This window comes from Bradyrhizobium sp. 87 (genome assembly GCF_023073015.1).
In the GTDB taxonomy this organism is placed as follows: Bacteria; Pseudomonadota; Alphaproteobacteria; order Rhizobiales; family Xanthobacteraceae; genus Bradyrhizobium; species Bradyrhizobium canariense_D.
The window spans coordinates 276,005-296,411 of the sequence record NZ_JADPIQ010000090.1; the positions used below are offsets into that span (position 1 = coordinate 276,005).

At 64.3% G+C, this 20,407-nt stretch carries 15 protein-coding genes; 6 read left to right on the forward strand and 9 right to left on the reverse strand.

Annotated features, from left to right (window positions below; translation table 11 throughout):
* Positions 1-8 precede the first annotated feature (8 nt).
* Both ndk and IVB50_RS24005 read right to left on the reverse strand, forming a co-directional pair.
* Entirely contained in the window at positions 9-431 is a 423-nt protein-coding gene (gene ndk / locus IVB50_RS24000) for a nucleoside-diphosphate kinase (RefSeq protein ID WP_018456271.1), read from the reverse strand.
* A gap of 255 nt (positions 432-686) precedes the next feature.
* Complete coding sequence (locus IVB50_RS24005; RefSeq protein ID WP_018459082.1) at positions 687-1,313, reverse strand: glutathione S-transferase family protein; 627 nt, start codon at positions 1,311-1,313, stop codon at positions 687-689.
* 335 nt (positions 1,314-1,648) lie between these two features.
* Between IVB50_RS24005 and IVB50_RS24010 the strand changes: the two genes are divergently transcribed.
* The 3 genes from IVB50_RS24010 (at position 1,649) to IVB50_RS24020 (ending at position 4,228) form a co-directional block, all read left to right on the forward strand.
* Complete coding sequence (locus IVB50_RS24010) at positions 1,649-1,903, forward strand: hypothetical protein (RefSeq protein ID WP_018459083.1); 255 nt, start codon at positions 1,649-1,651, stop codon at positions 1,901-1,903.
* A gap of 217 nt (positions 1,904-2,120) precedes the next feature.
* On the forward strand, positions 2,121-2,294 hold the full coding sequence (locus tag IVB50_RS24015; RefSeq protein ID WP_007609361.1) for a hypothetical protein: 174 nt from the start codon (positions 2,121-2,123) through the stop codon (positions 2,292-2,294).
* Between the two features lie 71 nt (positions 2,295-2,365).
* Positions 2,366-4,228 carry an ABC-F family ATP-binding cassette domain-containing protein gene (locus tag IVB50_RS24020; protein ID WP_018459084.1) on the forward strand — a complete coding sequence of 621 codons (1,863 nt, stop codon included), beginning with the start codon at positions 2,366-2,368 and terminating at the stop codon, positions 4,226-4,228.
* Between the two features lie 159 nt (positions 4,229-4,387).
* Here IVB50_RS24020 and IVB50_RS24025 read toward each other — a convergent pair whose 3' ends face one another.
* From IVB50_RS24025 to IVB50_RS24055, 7 genes are all read right to left on the reverse strand, one after another.
* Positions 4,388-5,353 carry a tripartite tricarboxylate transporter substrate-binding protein gene (locus IVB50_RS24025; protein WP_018459085.1) on the reverse strand — a complete coding sequence of 322 codons (966 nt, stop codon included), beginning with the start codon at positions 5,351-5,353 and terminating at the stop codon, positions 4,388-4,390.
* Positions 5,354-5,519: 166 nt separating this feature from the next.
* Positions 5,520-6,974 (reverse strand): HlyD family type I secretion periplasmic adaptor subunit, encoded by a 1,455-nt coding sequence (locus IVB50_RS24030; RefSeq protein ID WP_026233732.1) that lies wholly within the window; start codon positions 6,972-6,974, stop codon positions 5,520-5,522.
* On the reverse strand, positions 6,961-9,093 hold the full coding sequence (locus tag IVB50_RS24035) for a type I secretion system permease/ATPase (protein WP_018459087.1): 2,133 nt from the start codon (positions 9,091-9,093) through the stop codon (positions 6,961-6,963). Before IVB50_RS24035 ends, IVB50_RS24030 begins: the two co-directional genes overlap by 14 nt.
* A gap of 275 nt (positions 9,094-9,368) precedes the next feature.
* On the reverse strand, positions 9,369-12,215 hold the full coding sequence (locus IVB50_RS24040; RefSeq protein ID WP_247297469.1) for a calcium-binding protein: 2,847 nt from the start codon (positions 12,213-12,215) through the stop codon (positions 9,369-9,371).
* A gap of 440 nt (positions 12,216-12,655) precedes the next feature.
* A complete protein-coding gene (locus tag IVB50_RS24045; protein WP_018459090.1) occupies positions 12,656-13,147 on the reverse strand; it encodes a hypothetical protein in 492 nt (163 codons plus the stop codon).
* 166 nt (positions 13,148-13,313) lie between these two features.
* On the reverse strand, positions 13,314-13,766 hold the full coding sequence (locus tag IVB50_RS24050; RefSeq protein ID WP_018459091.1) for a DNA polymerase III subunit chi: 453 nt from the start codon (positions 13,764-13,766) through the stop codon (positions 13,314-13,316).
* A 6-nt stretch (positions 13,767-13,772) separates the two neighbouring features.
* Positions 13,773-15,272 carry a leucyl aminopeptidase gene (locus IVB50_RS24055; protein WP_018459092.1) on the reverse strand — a complete coding sequence of 500 codons (1,500 nt, stop codon included), beginning with the start codon at positions 15,270-15,272 and terminating at the stop codon, positions 13,773-13,775.
* A gap of 339 nt (positions 15,273-15,611) precedes the next feature.
* Here IVB50_RS24055 and lptF point away from each other — a divergent pair, with 339 nt between their 5' ends.
* Genes lptF through IVB50_RS24070 form a run of 3 tightly spaced genes read left to right on the forward strand, consistent with a single transcriptional unit; the run spans position 15,612 to position 20,364 of the window.
* The gene (lptF, locus tag IVB50_RS24060; protein ID WP_018459093.1) at positions 15,612-16,781 is read left to right on the forward strand and encodes an LPS export ABC transporter permease LptF; all 1,170 of its coding nucleotides are present in this window, start codon (positions 15,612-15,614) and stop codon (positions 16,779-16,781) included.
* Positions 16,778-17,875 (forward strand): LPS export ABC transporter permease LptG, encoded by a 1,098-nt coding sequence (gene lptG / locus IVB50_RS24065; RefSeq protein WP_018459094.1) that lies wholly within the window; start codon positions 16,778-16,780, stop codon positions 17,873-17,875. The genes lptF and lptG overlap by 4 nt, the downstream gene beginning before the upstream one ends.
* Positions 17,875-20,364: an LPS-assembly protein LptD gene (locus tag IVB50_RS24070; RefSeq protein ID WP_026233733.1), complete on the forward strand. Its 2,490-nt coding sequence runs from the start codon at positions 17,875-17,877 to the stop codon at positions 20,362-20,364. The genes lptG and IVB50_RS24070 overlap by 1 nt, the downstream gene beginning before the upstream one ends.
* The last annotated feature ends 43 nt before the right edge of the window (positions 20,365-20,407 follow it).

Sequence of the window (20,407 nt, forward strand, 5' to 3'; positions counted from 1 at the left end):
CTGACGGATCAGCCGACGATCTCGTTGCCCGAGAAGAACTGCGCGATCTCGATCGCGGCGGTCTCCGGCGCATCCGAGCCGTGCGCGGAGTTCTCGCCGATCGACTTTGCGTAGAGCTTGCGGATGGTGCCGTCAGCCGCCTTGGACGGATCGGTCGCGCCCATCACGTCGCGATACTTGGCGACGGCACCCTCGCCTTCCAGCACCTGGACGACCACGGGGCCCGACGTCATGAACTCCACGAGCTCACCGAAGAAGGGGCGCGCCTTGTGGACCGCATAGAAGGTCTCGGCCTGTTCCTTGGTCATGCGGATACGCTTCTGCGCGACGATGCGCAGGCCCGCCTTCTCGATCACGGCGTTAACCGCACCGGTGAGATTGCGCGCGGTGGCGTCGGGCTTGATGATCGAGAAGGTGCGTTCGATGGCCATGATGTTGTCCTTGAAGAGAAACAGTGGTTCGGAGTTGCCGGGCTTATATCGGCGCCTTCGCGATACGGCAAGCGACCGCCCAAACGGGCTCGCGGGGGCTTCGCCGCAGGCCGAGGGCGAGTGTTCACCTGAACCGATACTTGTAGATGGCGGCGATCTGGGCGTCCGAAGGTCGGCGTCGGGCTTAGGGCCGCTTTCGACCCCATGACGTTGAGTGCTGACCTCTCGTGTCTCGATTCGCGGACGAAACGGGAATCAGGTGTTCACCCCTTCGTGCGAACGCTCCATGGCACGCTTGTAGGCGTCGCGGCCGGTGGTGCGGGCGAAATAGGCCTGTTCGGCGTCGCCGAGGGTGATCCCGCAGTTCCGTTGGCCCAGGTTCAGGGCGTAGGTCACCGAGATGTCGGCTGCTGTGAAAGCCTCGCCGGCAAGGTAGGACGAGTCGGCAAGCCGTTGGCTGACAAGCTTTAGCCGCTTCTGGAACGACTGCAGGCACCAGGTCGCGCCCCAGTTCTCCCGTTCGGCGTCGGGCGCGATGAAGCGGCTGACGACGACGGGCATCATCAGGGTCGCGAGACCGGCTTCGCCCAGATGCAGAAATTGCTGGTAGGCGGGGAACGTGGGATCCTGCGGCGCGGGCGCCAGCGGCGTCGGCCCGTAGCGGGCCATCAGGTACTCCATGATCGCGATCGACTCGACCATGACGACGTCGCCGTCCTGGATCGCGGGGATGTAGTCAGCGGGGTTGACCGCCAGGAACTCGGGGTCCTGCTTGGCGGCCAGCATGTCCACCTGCCGCACGCGGTAGGGAAGGCCCATCTCCTCCAGCACCCATACGACCCGGATCGATCGCGAGGTCTGTCCGCCCCAAACGGTGATCACGCGAAGGCCCCTTCCTGGTGTGACTGAGGATCGACCATGGCAGACTCTATATGACCGTAGCACTCAAGGCAGACGCGAAGCTTAGCTTCAGCGTGGTCTCCTTCCCATCCATTGCGGACGCGTGGTGGGTCCCCCTTTCAGGGTTGGAAGTCCAACGTGGATTACAATGATTTCACCCAGATGAACCCATTCTGAAGGTCACGTCAGGGTTTGGTTCAGCCTCGCTCGGATAACCTCGGGTCCATCGAAACCAAAGCCTCTTTCAGAGGCAGACCGTTTCGGCGGCCTTTCCATCGACGCGATAGCCCCGCGCCAACAGATTTGAGGAGATCACCATGTTGAGGAAACTTTCCCTCGCCGCCGTCGCCGCGGTTGCGCTTGGTGCCGCGCTGGCGCCGACCTCCGCCTCCGCGCACTGGCATGGTGGCGGCGGCGGCTGGCACGGCGGCGGTGGCTGGCACAACGGCCACGGCTGGGGTGGACCGCGCTTCTATGCTCCCGTCTCCTACGGCTATGGCGGCTGCTATGTGCGCCGGCTGGTCCCGACCCCCTGGGGACCCCGCTGGCGGATGATCAACCGCTGCTTCTGAGCCCGACAGCACCTTTCCAAAGATACCTGAGCCCCCAAGGTACCTTCCAGGCGAAGCCCCGGCGTCCCCCGGCGCCGGGGCTTTGTATTCGGAGAGGATATTGCGCGGCTTCACACAATTTTTGCTAGAATGCCGCGCAATCGCCGCGAGTGGCGAAACCATTTGGGGGCCAAGGACTTGGTACTGTGTCGCTTCTTTGAGAACACGGAACTCTGCGATGGTTAGCCTTTTCGCCGACGATAGCGAGCAAATCGACCGGCGCACCAGCCGCTCGATCCGCGATGCGGTGGGCGAACGGCTCCAGCAGAGCCTGCGGCCCGAAGCCAGGCTGCCGACGCACCTCGAGCAACTCCTCAATGAGCTGAAGCAGCGCGAGCGCGATTCGCACTGAGTTGACAAGCACCGGCTTGCAAACACAGAAAAACGGGTTGCGTTTGATCGCGGGTGCGGTGACAAGGCCGCATGCTCTCCATCACCGACCTCTCCATCCGCCTCGCCGGACGCCTTCTGATTGACCAGAGTTCCGTGCAGATCACGCCCGGATCCCGCGTGGGCATGGTCGGTCGCAACGGCACCGGCAAATCGACCCTGTTCAAGGTGATCCGCGGCGAGCTCGCCGCCGAGCACGGCACGGTGAGCCTGCCGCCCCGCTGGCGCGTCGGCAGCCTGGCGCAGGAAGCGCCGAACGGCCCCGAGAGCCTGATCTCGGTCGTGCTCAAGGCCGACCTGGAACGCGACGCACTGCTCACCGAGGCCGAGAGCGCGACCGACCCGCACCAGATCGCCGAGATCCAGACCCGGCTGGTCGACATCGACGCGCATTCGGCGCCGAGCCGCGCCGCAGCCATCCTTTCCGGTCTCGGCTTCTCCGCCGCCGACCAGCTCCGCCCCTGCGCCGAATTCTCCGGCGGCTGGCGCATGCGCGTTGCGCTCGCCGCAACGCTGTTTGCGGCTCCCGACCTGTTGCTGCTCGACGAGCCCACCAACTATCTCGACCTCGAAGGCACGCTGTGGCTCGAGGATCACCTCGCGCATTATCCGCGCACCGTTATCGTGATCAGCCATGATCGCGATCTGCTGGAAAGCTCGGTCGACCAGATCCTGCATCTGGATCGCAGCAAGCTCACCCTTTACAAGGGCACCTACTCCTCCTTCGAGGAGCAGCGCGCCATGCGCGAGATGCTCGATGCCAAAGCGGTCAAGCGCCAGGAAGCCGAACGCGCCCGCCTGCAAGCCTTCGTCGACCGTTTCAAGGCCAAGGCCTCGAAAGCCCGCCAGGCGCAGTCCCGTGTGAAAATGCTGGAGCGGCTGAAGCCGATCACGGCGCTGGTCACCCAGGACGTACGCGAGATCAGCTTTCCCGCGCCCGAGAAAATCCTGTCGCCGCCGATCATCGCCGCCGACAACGTCGTGGTCGGCTACGATCCGACCACGCCCGTGCTGAACCGCGTCACCTTGCGCGTCGATAATGACGACCGCATCGCGCTGCTCGGCTCAAATGGCAACGGCAAGTCGACTCTCGTGAAGCTGCTCGCCGGCCGCCTCGCGCCGTTCTCGGGCAAGGTGACCCGCGCCGACAAGCTCTCGATTGCCTATTTCGCCCAGCACCAGCTCGACGAATTGAACGAGGATGCCTCGACCTACGACCACGTCCGCAAGCTGATGGGCGAGGCGCCGGAAGCCAAAGTACGCGCCCGCGCTGGTGCGATCGGCTTTTCCGGCAAGGCGGCCGATACCAAGGTCGGAAAATTGTCGGGCGGCGAGAAGGCGCGGCTCCTGCTGGGACTGGCGACCTTCTTCGGCCCCAACATGATCATCCTGGACGAGCCGACCAACCATCTCGACATCGACAGCCGCGCCGCGCTTGCGGAAGCCATCAACGAATTCCCCGGCGCCGTCATCATGGTTTCGCATGATCGCTATCTGATCGAGTCCTGCGCCGATCAACTCTGGATCGTCGCCGACCGCACCGTGACTAATTACGACGGAGACCTCGACGAATATCGCCGCCTGGTGCTGTCCGCGCGCAATGGCGAGCCCGCCCCGCGAGAGCGCAACGCGCCGAGCGAGAAGCCGCAGCGTCCGAGATCGGACAATCGCGGCTCGCTGAAGAAACGTATCGCGGAAGCTGAGACCGAGATCGCCCGCGTCAGCGCGATCATCAGCAAGATCGACACTGCGCTGGCCCTGCCCGACATCTTCACCCGCGACCCCAAGCAAGCCGCGCAACTGTCGAAGGCACGTGCCAATGCGGCCGACGCGCTGGCGCGCGCCGAGGAGCAGTGGCTAGAGGCGAGCACGCAGTTCGACGAGGCGGCGGGCTGACGCCTCCGCGACCGGCCCGACATCAAAATCGCAAAAACAACCCCATGCACAGTACCGGTATTTTGCTACCCGGTGATTGGCTATTGAATGGACTGTTCTTTACCGTGGTGACTTAGCCCGCTCACGCAGCGATGTCGGGACGAATTGAGCAGGAATGGCTCAGTCCGCGAATTGGCCGGCTGCCTTGATCATCGGAGCCCATCGGTCGACTTCGCTCGCTAGCATCGCGGCCAGCGCCTCCGGCGTCGCCTTCTCCTGCGGGACCGGCTCGGTATTGATGTCGTTGAACCGGGCGATCAGCGTGGAATCCCTAAGGGCGGACTGGAGCGCCGCGGTCAGCTTCTGAACGACCGCCGGCGGTGTGCCCTTGGGGGCATAGATGCCGTGCCAGACGCCAAGTTCGAACCCTTTGAGACCGGCCTCGTCGGCCGTCGGCAGATCGGGCAGGCTCTTCAGCCGCTCCTTGGTGGTGATCGCATAGGCCTTGACCTGCTTCGACATGATCGGGCCGGTGGTATTCGTCGCCTGGTCGCAGGTAAGATCGATCTGCCGGCCGAGAAGGTCGTTCATGATGGGGCCGTTGCCCTTGTAGGGCACCGCGGTGAGCTGCTTCTGGATCGCTGTCATGAACAGCATGCCGCAGAGATGCGACGCCGCGCCGAGTCCGGCATTGGCATAGGTCAACTTGTCGCCCTGCTGTTGGGCGTAGGCGACCAATTCCTTCAGCGTGTCGGCCGGAAAATCCGGACGCGCGATGATGGTCATCGGCGCATTGGTCACAAGCCCGATCGGCGCAAAGGCCGTCTTCGTGTCATAGCTGAGGTTGCGGTACAGTGTGGCGGCCGTCGAGAGGCCGACATGATGGATCAGCAGCGTGTATCCGTCGGGCTGGGCTCGCGATGCGCGGGTCGTGGCGATGGTACCACCGGCGCCAGGCGCGTTCTCGACGACGATCTGTTGGCCAAGCGATTTCGCCATGCCGGCCGCGGTCAGGCGAGCAATCGTGTCCGTAGGTCCGCCGGCGGCGAACGGCACCAGCATGGTGACGGGCCTGATCGGATAGTCCTGGGCGAGCGCCGCGCCAAACGGCAGGACCAGAGCCGATACGAGGGCAATGAGCCGCATGCTTTCCTCCAAATTTTTTGCTTGCTCCTATGTACGCATTCCGGGCTGCGGGGCCACACCAAAATGACTTCATCAGGAGTGGCGCGCCCGCGGCATGGTGTAGCTGCCGAAAAGCCCGATTGGTTCTCAGCGCGTCTCGCGAAGCTTCGTCGGCATCATGCGGGAACTAGCGCTCGCGCATGATCTCGTGCCGGTAGCGCTGCAGCGGCGATAGCAGGTAGCTCAGGATGGTGCGCGAACCGGTCCTGATCTCGACGGTCACCGCCATTCCCGGCGACAGGCTGACGAGCCGGTCGTCCACCTGCATCTGGGTGCGATCGAGCGAGATGCGGGCGCTGTAGCTCAACTCCTGCCCGCTGGGCTCGCTGCTGTCGCGTTGTGTCGCGAGCGGACGGTCGCTCCCGCGCTCCTGCGGCCGGTCGCGGATGATGGCGTCCTGCGAGACGCTCACGACCTGGCCTGCGAGAAGCCCGTAGCGGGTGAAATTGAAAGTGTCGATTTTGATGGCAGCACCCTGCCCGGCCTCGACAAATCCGATATCGCGATTGGAGATCATCGCCTCGATCTCGAGCCGCGTATCGGTCGGCACGATTACCAGCAGCGACTGCGCGGGCGTGACCACGCCGCCCACGGTGTGGACCGCAAGCTGCTGCACGACGCCGTCGACCGGCGACGTCAGTTGCTGAAGCCTCGTCCTCTGCTGCGCCTTGATCAGATCGCGTGCGACGCCATTGGCTTTCTGTTCGCTCTTAGCCAGCTCGTCGGAGAGACTCTTCCTGTACTCGGCCAGGGCTTGGATGCGGGTCTCCCGGATCGCGGCGACGGCCGCCTCGGCCTCCTTCAAGCGGCTGCTCTGGACGCGAAGCTCCTCCTGCTGCTCGATCTGGAGCTGGAGGGTCTCATAGTAGGTCAGCTTCGAGCCGATCTCCTTCTCCATCAGCGTCTTGCGGATCTCGACACGCTGCTGGGTGATCGGCAGCAACGCATCAAGCTTGTGAATCGTCGCCGCAATCGTCTGATGTTCGGCCTCCTTCTGCGCTTCCTGACGTGCCAGCGCCGCGAGCTTGGCCCTGTTCTCGCTGACCTGATTGGCGAGGAGCTGCCGTTGCGTCGCAACCAGCATGGGATCGGCATCCTCTGGTACGACGAGATCAGCGGATACCCCTTCGCCGCCCGCCAATGCGGCGCGGAGGCGCGCGACGTTGAGCCGTTCGGCCATGAGATCGTCGTGCAGACGATCGCGCTCTGCGGCGTTCACCGTCGGATCGAGCTCGATCAGCAGGTCGCCCGATTTGACCGATTGCCCGTCCTGCACGTGAATGGCGCGCACTACGCCGGTCTCGAACGGCTGGACAACCTTGCTTCGCCCGCTCGACACGACCTTGCCGGTTGCGGAGGCCACGATGTCGATCGTGCCCCAGGCCGACCAGGCCAGCGCCGCGCAGACAAGCAGCATCAGGGCCAGGGCGATGGCGCGGCCGATCGGCGATGGCGGTGTCTCCGTGATTTCCAGCGCCGCCGGCAGGAAGGCGACTTCCTCGGCGCGCCGGCCCTTTCCATTCCGGAACGGGATCACGGTCTGCTCCGGCCGAGCCGCCGGCACAGTGCTAGCCGACCTCATAAATGCCTCCCTGGAGACGATGCAGGGCGGCGTAGCGGCCGCCGGTCTTGATCAGCGCATCATGCGTGCCGTCCTCGACCAGACGGCCGCGTTCCAGGGTGAAGATGCGATCGGCGCCGCGGACGGTGGACAGACGGTGCGCGATGATCAGGACGGTACGGCCTTTCGCGATCTCCTTCATGTTGTCATGGATGATCCGCTCGCTTTCATAGTCGAGCGCGCTGGTGGCTTCGTCGAAGATCAGGATCCGGGGATTGCCCACCAGTGCGCGGGCAATCGCAATGCGCTGGCGCTGCCCGCCCGAGAGCGTCGAGCCGCGCTCGCCGACCACCGTATCGTAGCCCTCGGGGAGCTCCAGAATGAAGTCATGCGCGCCCGCCAGCTTCGCCGCATCGATGATGCGGTCCACCGGCAGGCTCGGATCGGCCAGGGCGACGTTGTCGCGCACCGACCGATTGAACAGCATGTTGTCCTGGAGCACGATTCCGATCTGCCGACGGAGCCCGGCCGGGTCGGTCGTCATCAGATCCATTCCGTCGACCAGCACGCGGCCGCCTTGCGGAACGTAGAGCCGCTGCACCAGCTTGGCGAAGGTGCTTTTGCCCGAGCCGGACGATCCGACGATGCCGACGGTTTGTCCGGCTGGAATATCGAACGAGACATCGTGCAGGATCTCCGGCCCATCGGGCCGGTAGCGGAAAGACACGTGCTCGAAGCGGATGTTGCCCCGGATCGGCGGCAGCCCCGCGCGGGCGGCGGAGTAAGCCGGCTCCGCCGCGCTGTTGAGGATGTCGCCGAGCCGCGCGATCGACAGCCGCGCCTGATGAAAATCCTGCCAGACTTGCGCGAGCCGCAGCACCGGGGCCGACACCCGCCCCGCGAAGATGTTGAAGGCCACGAGCTCGCCGACCGTCAATGCGTCACCGATCACCAGCCTGGCGCCGACATAGAGAATGGCGGCAGTGACGACCTTGCTGACGAGCTGCACGAGCTGGCTTGCCGTGTTGCCGAGGCTGGTGACACCGAAGCTCGCGGAGACATAGCCGGCGAGCTGCTCTTCCCAGCGGCGCTGCATCTGCGGCTCGACCGCCATCGCCTTCAGCGTTTCGATGCCGCTGACGCTCTCGACCAGGAAGGCCTGGTTCTCCGCGCCGCGGCGGAATTTCTCGTCCAGCCTGCGGCGAAACAGCGGCGTCGCCACGGCCGAGATCGCGATGTAGAACGGGAACGATGCCAGCACGATGAAGCTCATCTGCGCCGAATAGGCGAACATCACGGCCAGGAACACCGAGGTGAAGACCAGGTCGATGAGAAGCGTCAGTGACGAGCTGGTGATGAAATTGCGGATGTTCTCGAGCTCGCGGACCCGGGCCACGGAATCTCCGACGCGCCTGGCCTGAAACCAGGCCATCGGCAGCGCCAGCAGATGATGGAACAGCCGTGCCCCGAGCTCGACATCGATGCGGTTGGTCGTGTGCGCAAACAAGTAATTGCGTAGGATCCCAAGCACGGTGTCGAACAGGGAGACGACGACGAGGCCGATGACGAGAACGTCGAGCGTGGACAGTGAGCGGTGCACCAGCACCTTGTCGATGACGACCTGGAAGAACAGCGGCGAGACCAGCGCAAAAAGCTGGAGGAAGAACGAAGCCGCCAGCACCTCGCCCAGCAGCCGCCGGTATTTGCCGATCGCGCCGATGAACCAGGTGATATCGAAGTGCCGCCCGAGGTCGGACAGGCCGGCGCGCCGGACCATCAGGATCAAGCCGCCGTCCCAGATCGCGCTCAGCTCGTCGCGATCCATCAGCACCGGGCGCTGTGCCTCCGGGGACTGCACCAGCACCTTGTCGGCGGAGGCCTTTGCGATGACCATGAAGCCGCCGTCCCGCAGCATTGCGATCGCAGGCAGCGGGGTGTCCGACAGCCGGCTCCACTGCGTTCGATAGGTTCGCGCTTTAAGTCCGAGAGACCTGGCGCAGCGGACGATATCCGCTACGCCGAAGCTTGCCGCGCCCAGCCGGTGCCTGAGCTGCTCGCGATCGGCCGCAACACCCTGCAGATGCAGCAGCGTGAGCAACGCATCGAGCCCCGTGTCGGTGGAGACCGCATTCGTCATCATGCGCGTTCTCCGGGCCGATTCAGCGAGAACGCAATGGCGTGAAGTCGAATCGAGCTTGGCCAGCAGCCGCGCTCTATCCGGTCCCTCCCCCCTTGTGGAGGAGGGACCGGGAGGGCGGTGCCCCACGGGGATTCTTTCCGACGTTCGGCCGCTAACACTGCATCTTCAACCATCGGCACCTTTTCCTGGGCTACCCCTCTCCCTAACCCGCAAGGGGGGGAGGGAACGCACCTCCGTCGGAGCGCTAGTGAGGCTCTTCCCATCAGGCCTTACTGTCAGGCGTGCTGCGGCGGTGCGAGCACCTGGCTCTGCGTCGCGTGCGGATCGGGCAGCGGCATCTCGCCGTTCCCCTCACCTGCCGGGACGAAGCTGGCCGCCATGGCCTGGTTGAGCAGCATCGCGGCCGCGAACGCTCCGCCCTGGATGACGACGTTGTTGCCGGTGCCGCCGTCCAGAATGTCGAGGCCCCCGCCGCCGATCAGCACGTCATCACCGGCACCACCTGCCAGCGTGTCGTTGGCGGGGCTGCCGATCAGCACGTCGTCGCCGTTGCCGCCATTGGCAACGAGCTGGATGCCGCCGTGCAAGCCGGAAGCCGTGATGACGTCGTCGCCATCGAGACCGTTGATGACGATCCTGTCGCCCGCGCCGGCATCGGTGATGTTGATGTCCTGGCCAAGCCCCGACACCGTGATGATGCCGTCGTGCTCGGTCACCGTGATGACGTCGTTGCCGCCGGTTGCGTTGATGGTCACGGTATCAGCGGCGCCGTCATTGGCGCCGAGATCGAGGTCGACCTGGCTGACGCCGGTGCCGGAGAGGTCACCGACGGTAATGTTGTCGGCACCGCCGAGAGCATTGAAGTCGACATGTTCGACCCCGTTCAGGTCCATCGCAATGGCGGCGACATCCCGCGTGAACAGCACCCGACCGCCATTGGCCGAGATGTTGATGGTCTCGCTGATATTGGCGCCGTTGAATGCCAGCGTGTCGGAGCCCTTCCCGCCTTCGACGGTGTCGCTGCCGTCGCCGGGATTCCAGACGAAGGTGTCGTCGCCCGCGCCGAGATTGGCGAAATCGTTGCCGCGTCCGCCGTTCACGATGTCATTGCCGGCGCTGCCGGTGATGGTGTCATTGCCGTCGCCGCCGTTGATGTTGAGGCTGAACGACTGTCCCGCCTTGATGGTAGAGGCGTTGATGACGTCATTGCCTTGTCCGCCGTTGATGCCGAGCACGTCACCGGTGTCCGCGTGCGCAACCATCACCTGCGCAGCGAGGCCGTTGACCACGATCGATCCGCCGGAGGTCACGACCGATATGTTGTCGTCACCGATCGTGCCGTTCACGGTCACGCGGTCCGCAGCGCCATCGCCGCTCTGGCCGCCGGGGCCGGCACTGAGGTCGATGGCAACCTGCGTGATTCCTGTCCCGGTCAGATCGTTGACGGTGATGTTGTCGGCGCCGCCTGCCGCCGCGATCTGCACGTGCTCGACGCCAACGAGGTCCATGACGATAGCACCGACGTCACGGGTGAGTAGCGCACGGCTTCCGTTCGCCGAGATCGACATGGTCTCGGCCACATTGGCGCCGTTGAACACCAGCGTATCGGTTCCCGTGCCGCCTTCGACAGTGTCGCTGCCGTCACCGGGATTCCACGTGAAGATGTCGTCGCCTGCGCCGAGAAGCGCGACGTCATTGCCGCGGCCGCCGATGACCTTGTCGTTGCCGTCGCCGCCGATCAGGGTGTCGGCTCCCTGGCTGCCGGTGATGGTGTCGTTGCCCGCACCGCCGTCGATGGTCAGCCCGATCGCCGCGCCGAGCGTGGATGCATCGATCACGTCGTTGCCGCCGAGCGCCTGCACGACCAGCCGGTCGTTGCCGGCCTCTGCATTTGCGATCGTCACGACCTCCGGCAGCCCCGTGACCGTGACCGTTGTGCCCGCGGCTGTGACCTCGATGTGCTGATTGCCGTTGCTGCCGTTGACGGTCACCGTATCAGCAGCGCCGTCGCCTTGCGTCCCTCCCGGAACGGCTCCGAGATCAACCAGCACCTGCTTGACGCCGGTCCGGGTGAGGTCGCCGACGGTGATGTTGTCGGCGCCGCCACGCGCATCGAATTCGATCTGCTCGACGCTGTTGAGATCCATCGTGATGTTGGCGACATCGCGGGTGAAGCGCACCCGGCCGCCATTGGCCGAGATGTTGATGGTCTCGTTGATGTTGGCGCCATTGAAAAGCAGCTTGTCGCTGCCCGAGCCGCCCTCGACCGTGTCGCTGCCGTCACCGGGATTCCAGATGAAAGTGTCGTCGCCACTCCCGAGCTGGGCGACGTCGTTGCCGCGTCCGCCATTGACGATGTCGTCGCCGCTGCCGCCGATGATGAGGTCGTTGCCGTCGCCGCCGATGATCCGGTCGTTGCCGGCGCCGCCATCGAGCGTCAGCGAGATCAGGCTGCCGAGCCCATTGCCCGCGGTGATGACATCGTCGCCGCCGCCGCTGTGCAAGACGAGATTTTCAGTCGTGCCGATGTCGAGCGAAAACGGCGCCGCGCCCGTCCCGTCGAGCCGCACGCGGGTGCCGTTCGCCGTGATCGTGAACGTCTCGGCGGCGTTGTTTCCGTTGACCTGAGCCGTATCGTTGCCCTCACCACCTTCGAACAGGTTGGTGCCGCCGCCGGGATTCCAGATCATGACGTCGTCGCCGGCCTCGCCGAACAGCTGGTTGTCGCCGCTGCCGCCGTCCAGGACGTCGTTACCCGCTCCGCCGAACAGCAGATCGTTGCCGCCGCCGCCCTTGATCAAATCGTTGCCGGCCTGACCAAACAGGAGGTCGGCTCCCGAGCCGCCCGTGATCCTGTCATTGCCGTCGCCGCCGAAGATGTGCACCGCCGGCATCGGTCCGTGGCATTCGTCGACGGTGATCGTGTCGTCACCGCCTTGACCGAAGATGTCGATCGCGGTGGTGTTGTCGACCGTGGGTTCGCCACCAACCGTTTTCACGTGCCCGTTATCAACCAGGATGCGGCCGGACTTGTCGCGACTTATCACGAGGCCGTTATTCGCGCTGTCGCCGAAAATGATGAGTTGCCCCGTAACCGGGGAAAACACAGAGGTAATGGACATCCAAATGATCCTTCCGACCTAGCCCCTCCCTTCGACGCGTAGCATTCGCGCACATGACATTCTTGAACCGTTGCTTGAGACGCGCGTGATTATTCTGGAGATTTCCTCCAGTTTTGCTTCGGGGCAGTTTCCGACAGCGGATGCGAAGGCTTGCTCATCACGAACCGCCTGATCACGGATCACGCGTAACGCCCCCGTGATTTTCAACGCGCGCGGAAGAACGCAGCTCGAGGCAATGAAGGCACTTTGGGCGAAGGTCGGCATCCGCGATGTCGAAACTCGCGAACAAGATCGCCGGCGAGCGCGAACGGGAGAGATCACGGTTCACGCCTCGGCCACCGCGATCAAGGAATGCAAAGCCGCTTGATGATGGGGATAGGAGTGCGCGGCTGATCGCATCGACAGCCGCAACCAGCTTCAGGCCAAAAGGTCGACCCGTGTTACGCCGACTTCTTCTTCGGCTTCGGCTTGGTCGCCTTCGGCATGACCGGCGCCTCCGGCGTGCCCTCGATCGAGGACAGGCGACCGGCCGTGAAGGTATAGATGCCAGCGCGCGGACCGGTCGTCCAGGTCACGACCGCAACGCGCCTGCCGGCGGCATCACCGGAGAGGTTGACGCTCGAGGGCGCGCCGATGCCGCGCACCACATCGCATTCGGTGTGGCCGAGCGCGACGGTGCCGCCCATGGGAGCCGGCGCGGTCGTCGACGCATTCGCATCAGCCGGCCCGGGCGGCGGCGCCATGCCGGCACAAGCCCCGTCGGCGCTGACCAGATCCTCGGCCCCAACCGGCTTGTCGGGGGTCAGCGGCGGCGACTCAATCGAGATGCTTTTGATGAACAGGCGGCTGGGCGTGTTGAACCACTGGGCATCCCTGGACAACAGATCGGTCCCGCCCGAACAGCCCGCAACCAGCGGGGCTACGGCCGCCAACGCAATTATGAGCGAGCTGGGAAGCTTTTGATGTCGCACGATAAACTAAAATCCCCGAGTGAAGGATCGGCCCTAAGCAATTGTAGCAACATCACTTTGCGGCACGAAGGTGACAAAAGCCATCATCACCCGAAAAGTGCAAATTATCATTAATTGCGAGCGACCGCTAATTCCGCTTCTGCCACCGGCCCCGCTCGTCAGCCTGCCAATAAGTGACATCAAATCCCCGCGCCTTGCAATCCGTCCAGGCGCTGCGGGCGAACGCAAGCGCGTCCGGATCGTCGCCGTCGAACAGCAGCACCATGCGCTCATAGGCCTGCGCGTCCTGCGGCACCGCGGCGTTGTCGACGAGGAAGCGGACATTGGCACCGTTCGGATTGTCCTCCTCGACCGCCAGCACGATCGGCTGATCGGCGGCGTCGCTCACCCGCCATGTCGCGTGCGGCAGGAAGGAATCGTCGCGATAGGTCCACAAATGAGCGTCGAGCGCATCGGCGCGCTCCGGCGAATTCGACTGCACCACGACGCGCCAGCCGCGCTCGAGCGATTTCTCGAGAAGCGGCGGCAACACGTTCTCCACCGTCATGTTTTGCAGATGGTAGAAAAGGACTTCAGTCATCTCGGGTCATTTGCGCTCGTAATGGTCGGCGACCAGACGGTCGAGCAAGCGAACTCCGTAACCGCTTCCCCAGCTCTGATTGATGTCGGTCTTCGGCGCGCCCATGGCGGTCCCAGCGATGTCTAGATGCGCCCAGGGCGTGCCGTCCACGAAGCGCTGGAGGAACTGTGCCGCGGTGATCGAGCCGCCATGGCGGCCGCCGGTGTTCTTCATGTCGGCGAACTGGGAATCGATCAGCTTGTCGTATTCGGGGCCAAGCGGCAGGCGCCAGACCTTCTCGCCGCTCTCGATGCCGGCCGCCAGCAGCCGCTCGGCAAGCTCGTCATTGTTGGAGAACATGCCGGCATGCTCGGTGCCGAGCGCGACCACGATGGCGCCGGTCAACGTCGCGAGATCCACCATGAATTTCGGCTTGGTTTTCTTGGCGACGTACCAGAGCACATCGGCAAGCACCAGGCGGCCTTCCGCGTCGGTGTTGATGATCTCGATGGTCTGGCCCGACATCGAGGTGACGATGTCGCCTGGGCGCTGCGCGTTGCCGTCCGGCATGTTCTCGACGAGGCCGATGGCGCCGACGACGTTGACCTTGGCCTTGCGTGCCGCGAGCGCATGCATCAGGCCGACGACGCAGGCAGCCCCTCCCATGTCGCCCTTCATGTCCTCCATGCTGCCGGCCGGCTTGATCGAAATGCCGCCGGTGTCGAAGCAGACGCCCTTGCCGACGAAGGCAACCGGCGCCTCACCTTTCTTGCCGCCGTCCCAACGCATGATCACGGTGCGGCTCGGCCGCGCCGAGCCCTGGCCGACGCCGAGCAGAGCGCCCATGCCGAGCTTGTCCATGGCCTTGACGTCGAGGACCTCGATCTTGACGCCGAGCTTGCGGAGCAGGCCTGCGCGGCGCGCGAACTCCTCGGGAAAAAGCACGTTCGGCGGCTCGTTGACGAGGTCGCGCGCAATGATCACGCCGTCCACGATCGCAGCCGCCGATGTAAACGCCTTCTTCGCGGCGACCACGTCGCCGACCGCAAACGAGACGTCGGCGCGCGTGCCGCCCTCCTCGCCATCCTTCTTCCTGGTCTTGTAGCGGTCGAACTTGTAGGTGCGCAGCCGCAGGCCCGAGGCGATCGCGACCGCCTGCTCGCTGGTCATGGCGCCGCCTGGAAGTTCCGCCATGATGGTCATGGCCGCCGCCCCGGCCGGAAGCTTGCTCGCCGCCACGCCGCCGAATTTGAGGAAGTCGTTCGCCTTCAGGCCGGCCGCCTTGCCGGCACCGATCACGATCAGGCGGGTGGCCTTCACGCCTTCGGGCGCAAGGATGTCGAGCGCAGCGCCGCTTTTGCCCTTGAAGGCGGCGGCGGTGGCCGCCCGCTTCACGAGTTCGGTGGCCCCGCCGAGCGCCTTGGCGGTCGCCGGGCCGAGCTTCAGGCTGTCGTCGCAGAACACGACCATGATGCCACGGGCGGCGGCAGACAATGGAACGAAGCCGACCTTGATGGCATCGGACATGAGTAACTCCTTAAAACATTGCGCTTTTTACCGATCGGCGGTCCCGGCCACGGGCCGGAGCTGAACGGCGATTCACTGAGCGTGCCGCACTATGGGCCACCGGCCCGGCAGATGCCAAGCACCCCCCGTGGCCGAGGGGCCACAACGAGGGAAATATTAACCATATATTGAGGGTGCCACGGGGCAGCCATTTTGTTGACGGATCAAAGGGATGGTACTGAGAGAGTAAGCCGGCGGATGAGATGGTTGGCCGACCTTGGGGATCCTCTTGCGGGGATTGGTTGGACAGGCGGAATTCCGGCCGGCATTGGGGACTTGGTGGGATTCGTGCGGTAGCGCATGGGGTCAATCGATAGGTATATCTTCCGCACGACGCTCGCGTCGTTTGCGCTGGTCCTGGTCAGCCTCACGGGCGTGATCTGGATTACGCAAGCGTTGCGCGGCATCGACCTGATGACGAGCCAGGGTCAGACCATCCTGACCTTCCTCGGGATCACCAGCCTCGTCGTGCCCGCGCTGGTCCTGATCATCTCGCCGATCGCGCTGATGATCGCGATCTCGCATACGCTGAACAAGCTCGCGACCGATTCCGAGATCATCGTGATGAATGCCGCCGGCTTCTCGCCATTCCGGCTGTTCTATCCGTTCTTCTACGCCACCTGCGTGGTGGCGCTGCTGGTCGCCTTCATCGCGGCCTATCTCGCTCCCGACGGCATGCGGCGGATCAAGCAGTGGGACGCCGAGATCACCGCAGACGTGCTCACCAACATCCTGCAGCCCGGCCGCTTCGCCCAGCTCGACAAGAACCTGACGATCCGGATTCGCGAACGCCAGCCCGGCGGCATCCTCGCCGGCATCTTCATCGACGACCGCCGCGATCCGAACGAGCGGGTCTCGATCGTCGCCGAGCACGGCGAAGTCGTGAAGAACGAGACCGGATCGTTCCTGGTGCTGGAGACCGGCAATCTCCAACGCTTCGAGGCCGGCAAGCGCGATCCCGCGCTGGTGGCGTTCGGCCGCTACGGCTTCGACATGTCCAAGTTCTCGGGCCAGGGCCGCGACGTCACCCTCGGCATCCGCGAGCGTTATCTCTGGGAGTTGCTCTCGCCGTCCGAGGACGATCCCGTCTACAAGCAGATTCCCGGCCAGTTCCGCTCGGCCCTGCATGACAGCCTGCTGGCGCCGATCTATCCCTTCGCCTTTGCCGTGCTGACCTTCGCGTTTCTGGGTGCGCCTCGCACCACGCGCCAGAGCCGCAATTTCTCGATCGGCTCCTCGATCCTCGCCGTGTTCGGCCTGCGCATGGCCGGCTTCGCCTGCTCGGTGATGGCGGTGAAATCGCCGGGCGCGGTGCTGGTCCAATATGCCATGGTCATTGGTGCCATCGGCGTCGGGCTGGCGATCATCATTGGCGGCCTTGTGGTCGAACCGCCGCCGCGCCTCATGGAGGCCATCAACAGGTCGAACGCGCGCATTGCGCGGCTGTTCGGACGGCCGGCCACCGCATGAGCATGCTCACCAACACACTCGGGCGCTATTTCGCCGGCCGTTTCGTGGTCGCGGCGCTCGGCGTGTTCGCCGGCATTTTCCTGCTGCTGGTGCTGGTCGATTACATCGAGATGGTGCGCAAGACCTCAGGGCTCGCATCCGCCTCCGCAGTCATGGTGGCCGAGACCTCGCTGTTCCGCGTGCCTCAGCTTTTGGAGAAGCTGACGCCGTTCTGCATGCTGATCGGCGCCATGACCTGCTATCTCGCCCTCTCCCGCCGGCTCGAGCTCGTCGTCGCGCGCGCCGCCGGCGTCTCCGCATGGCAATTCATCTCGCCGGCGCTCGGCAGCGCGCTCCTGATCGGCGTGATCGCCACCGTCGCCTACAATCCGATGTCGGCCAATCTGCGCGAGCTGTCCAAGCGCATGGAAGCCGAGCTGTTCGGCTCGGCGCCCGGCGGCGGCATTCAGGACGCCTCCGGCTTCTGGCTCAACCAGAAGACCAGCGACGGCGAGACGATCATCAATGCGGCGCGCAGCGAGCAGCAGGGTATCCGGCTCACCGGACTCACGCTGTTCCGGTTTGACACAGAGCAGCACTTCAAGGAACGGGTCGAGGCGCGCGAGGCGACGCTCGAGGCCGGCCGTTGGCTGTTCAAGGGCGTCCGCCGCTTCTCGCTGGATTCGCCGCCGGTCGATCAGGCCAGCCTGGAGATTCCGACCACGCTGACCGAGGCCCAGGTCCGCAACAGCTTTTCCACACCCGAGACTGTGTCCTTTTGGCAACTACCGAGCTACATCCGCTCATCCGAAAGCTCGGGCTTCGCGACAGCCGGATACCGACTCCAGTATCAGAAGCTTCTGGCACAGCCGTTTTTGCTTGCAGCCATGGTGATGCTCGCGGCCTCCGTGTCGTTGCGCTTCTTCCGGATGGGCGGCGTGCAGAAGATGGTTTTGAGTGGCGTGGGCGCAGGCTTTCTGCTCTACGTTCTGTCGAAAGTGACTGAAGATTTGAGCAAGGCTGAGTTGATGCATCCGATCGCTGCGGCGTGGTTGCCCGTGGTGGTGGGCGGCCTCACCGGCTTTTTGGCCTTGCTGTATCAGGAGGACGGATAGTGACGGCCGTCCACCGAGGGCCCGTGTCTCGTTTGACGCGGCGCACATTGGTGCGCGCGAACGGGTGTGGCTTGTCCATTCGCAGATTCCTGCTTGCTGTCGCCGCCGTGGCATCGCTCGGTGGCGTGATGGACGTTGCCGCCGTGACGCCGGCATCCGCCCAGAGCTTCACCTACAATCCGCTGCCGCCGCGTGCGAAGCCGCCGAAGGCCGTCAACGACAACCAGATGCTGGTTCAGGCGACCGAGGTCGATTACGACTACAACAATTCGCGCGTCTCCGCGGTCGGTAACGTCCAGCTGTTCTACAACGGCACCAGCGTCGAGGCCGACAAGGTCATCTACGACCAGAAGACCAAGCGGCTCCATGCCGAAGGCAACATCCGTATGACGGATGCCGACGGCAAGATCACCTATGCCGAGATCCTGGACCTGTCCGACGACTACCGTGACGGCTTCGTCGATTCGCTGCGCGTTGATACGGCCGACCAGACCCGCATGGCGGCGAGCCGCTCCGATCGCTCCAGCGGCAACTACACGGTGTTCGAGAACGGCGTCTACACGGCCTGCGCGCCGTGCAAGGACGATCCGAAGAAGCCGCCGCTCTGGCAGGTCAAGGGTGCGCGCATCATCCACGACCAGCAGGAGAAGATGCTGTATTTCGAGACGGCGCAGCTCGAATTCTTCGGCGTGCCGATCGCCTATATGCCCTATTTCTCGACGCCCGACCCGACCGTGAAGCGCAAGACCGGCTTCCTGATGCCGGGCTTCACGTCGAATACGCCGTTCGGCTACGGCGTCGAGGTTCCGTTCTACTGGGCGATCGCGCCCGACATGGACGCCACCTTCAACCCGCGCATCACGTCCAGGCAGGGCGTGCTGTTCCAGGCCGAATTTCGCCAGCGCCTGATGGACGGCGCCTATCAGATCCGCGTCTACGGCATCGACCAGCTCGATCGGAGCGCGCTCGCTGGCCAGCCCGGCGACAAGCAGTTCCGCGGCGCCGTCGACACCAAGGGTCAGTTCGCGCTGAACGACAAATGGGTCTGGGGTTGGGACGGTGTCCTGATGTCCGACTATTATTTCTTCTCGGACTATCGGTTGTCGCAATATCGCGATCCGCTGGGCTCGTTCCTGTATCTGCCGACGGATGCACTCTCGCAGCTTTACCTGACCGGTGTCGGCAATCGCAGCTTCTTCGACGCGCGCACGATGTACTGGCTGAGTTACTCGGGCAACCAGAACCAGGTGCCGGTCGTCTACCCCGTGATCGACTACTCGAACGTGCTGAACTATCCAGTCTTCGGCGGCGAGTTCAGCTACAAGACCAATTTCGTGAACCTGTCGCGTGACACCGCGGTGTTCGATCCGATCACGACGCTCGCCAACACCAACAGCCTGTGCACGACGGTGTCGGCCGATCCGCTCGCGCGTACGCCGTCGCAGTGCCTGCTGCGCGGCTTCCCGGGTACCTACACCCGCCTGACGGCGGAAGCGCAGTGGCGCAAGTCCTTCACCGATCCGTTCGGTGAAATCTGGACGCCGTTCGCCATTCTCCGCGCCGACGCGATCAACTCCTCGGTCTCCAACCAGCCGGGCGTGTCGAACTATTTGCCCGTCGGCGATACCCAGGCGCTCCGCCTGATGCCGACCGTGGGCCTCGAATACCGCTACCCCTTCATCAACGTTCAGCCCTGGGGTTCGACCACCATCGAGCCGATCGCGCAGATCATCATCCGGCCGAACGAGACCTATGCCGGCAAGCTCCCCAACGAGGACGCGCAGAGCATGGTGTTCGACGCCTCGAACCTGTTCAGCGTCGACAAGTTCTCCGGCTACGACCGTGTCGAGGGCGGCGGCCGCGCCAATGTCGGCGTGCAGTCCACCACGCAGTTCGACAGGGGCGGAGCCATCAAGACGCTGTTCGGCCAGTCCTACCAGCTGTTCGGCATGAACTCCTTCGCGGTCCAGGACTCCATCAATACCGGCGTGGATTCCGGCCTGCAAAGGCCGCGCTCCGACTATGTGGCGAGCGCCGCCTATTCGCCCAACAGCACCTATACGTTCAGCGTTCGCTCGCGCATGGACGAGCAGACCTGGAACGTGCAGCGCTTCGAGGCGGAAGGCCGCGCCAACTTCAACCGCTGGTCAGTCAGCATGCTGTACGGCAATTACGCGGCGCAGCCGGAACTCGGCTATCTAACCCGCCGCGAGGGCATCCTGACGTCAGGCTCGATCAAGCTCGCGGCCAATTGGGTGGTCACGGGCTCGGCGCGCTGGGACCTTGAGGCCAACAAGATCAACCAGTATGTGCTCGGTGCCGGCTACGTCGACGATTGTTTTGTGCTCGGCTTGAACTATGTAACTGCGTATAGCTATTCCGCAGGCTCGACCCCGCCCGTGCTGAACCACGCGATCATGTTCCAGATCGGCCTGCGCACGCTGGCGAACACAGCGACCACCAGCAGTTCCGGCGGCGGACTCCAGTGAACGGTTTGAAGGTGCCGGCCGCGTGTTCCCGATCGCAGGTTCA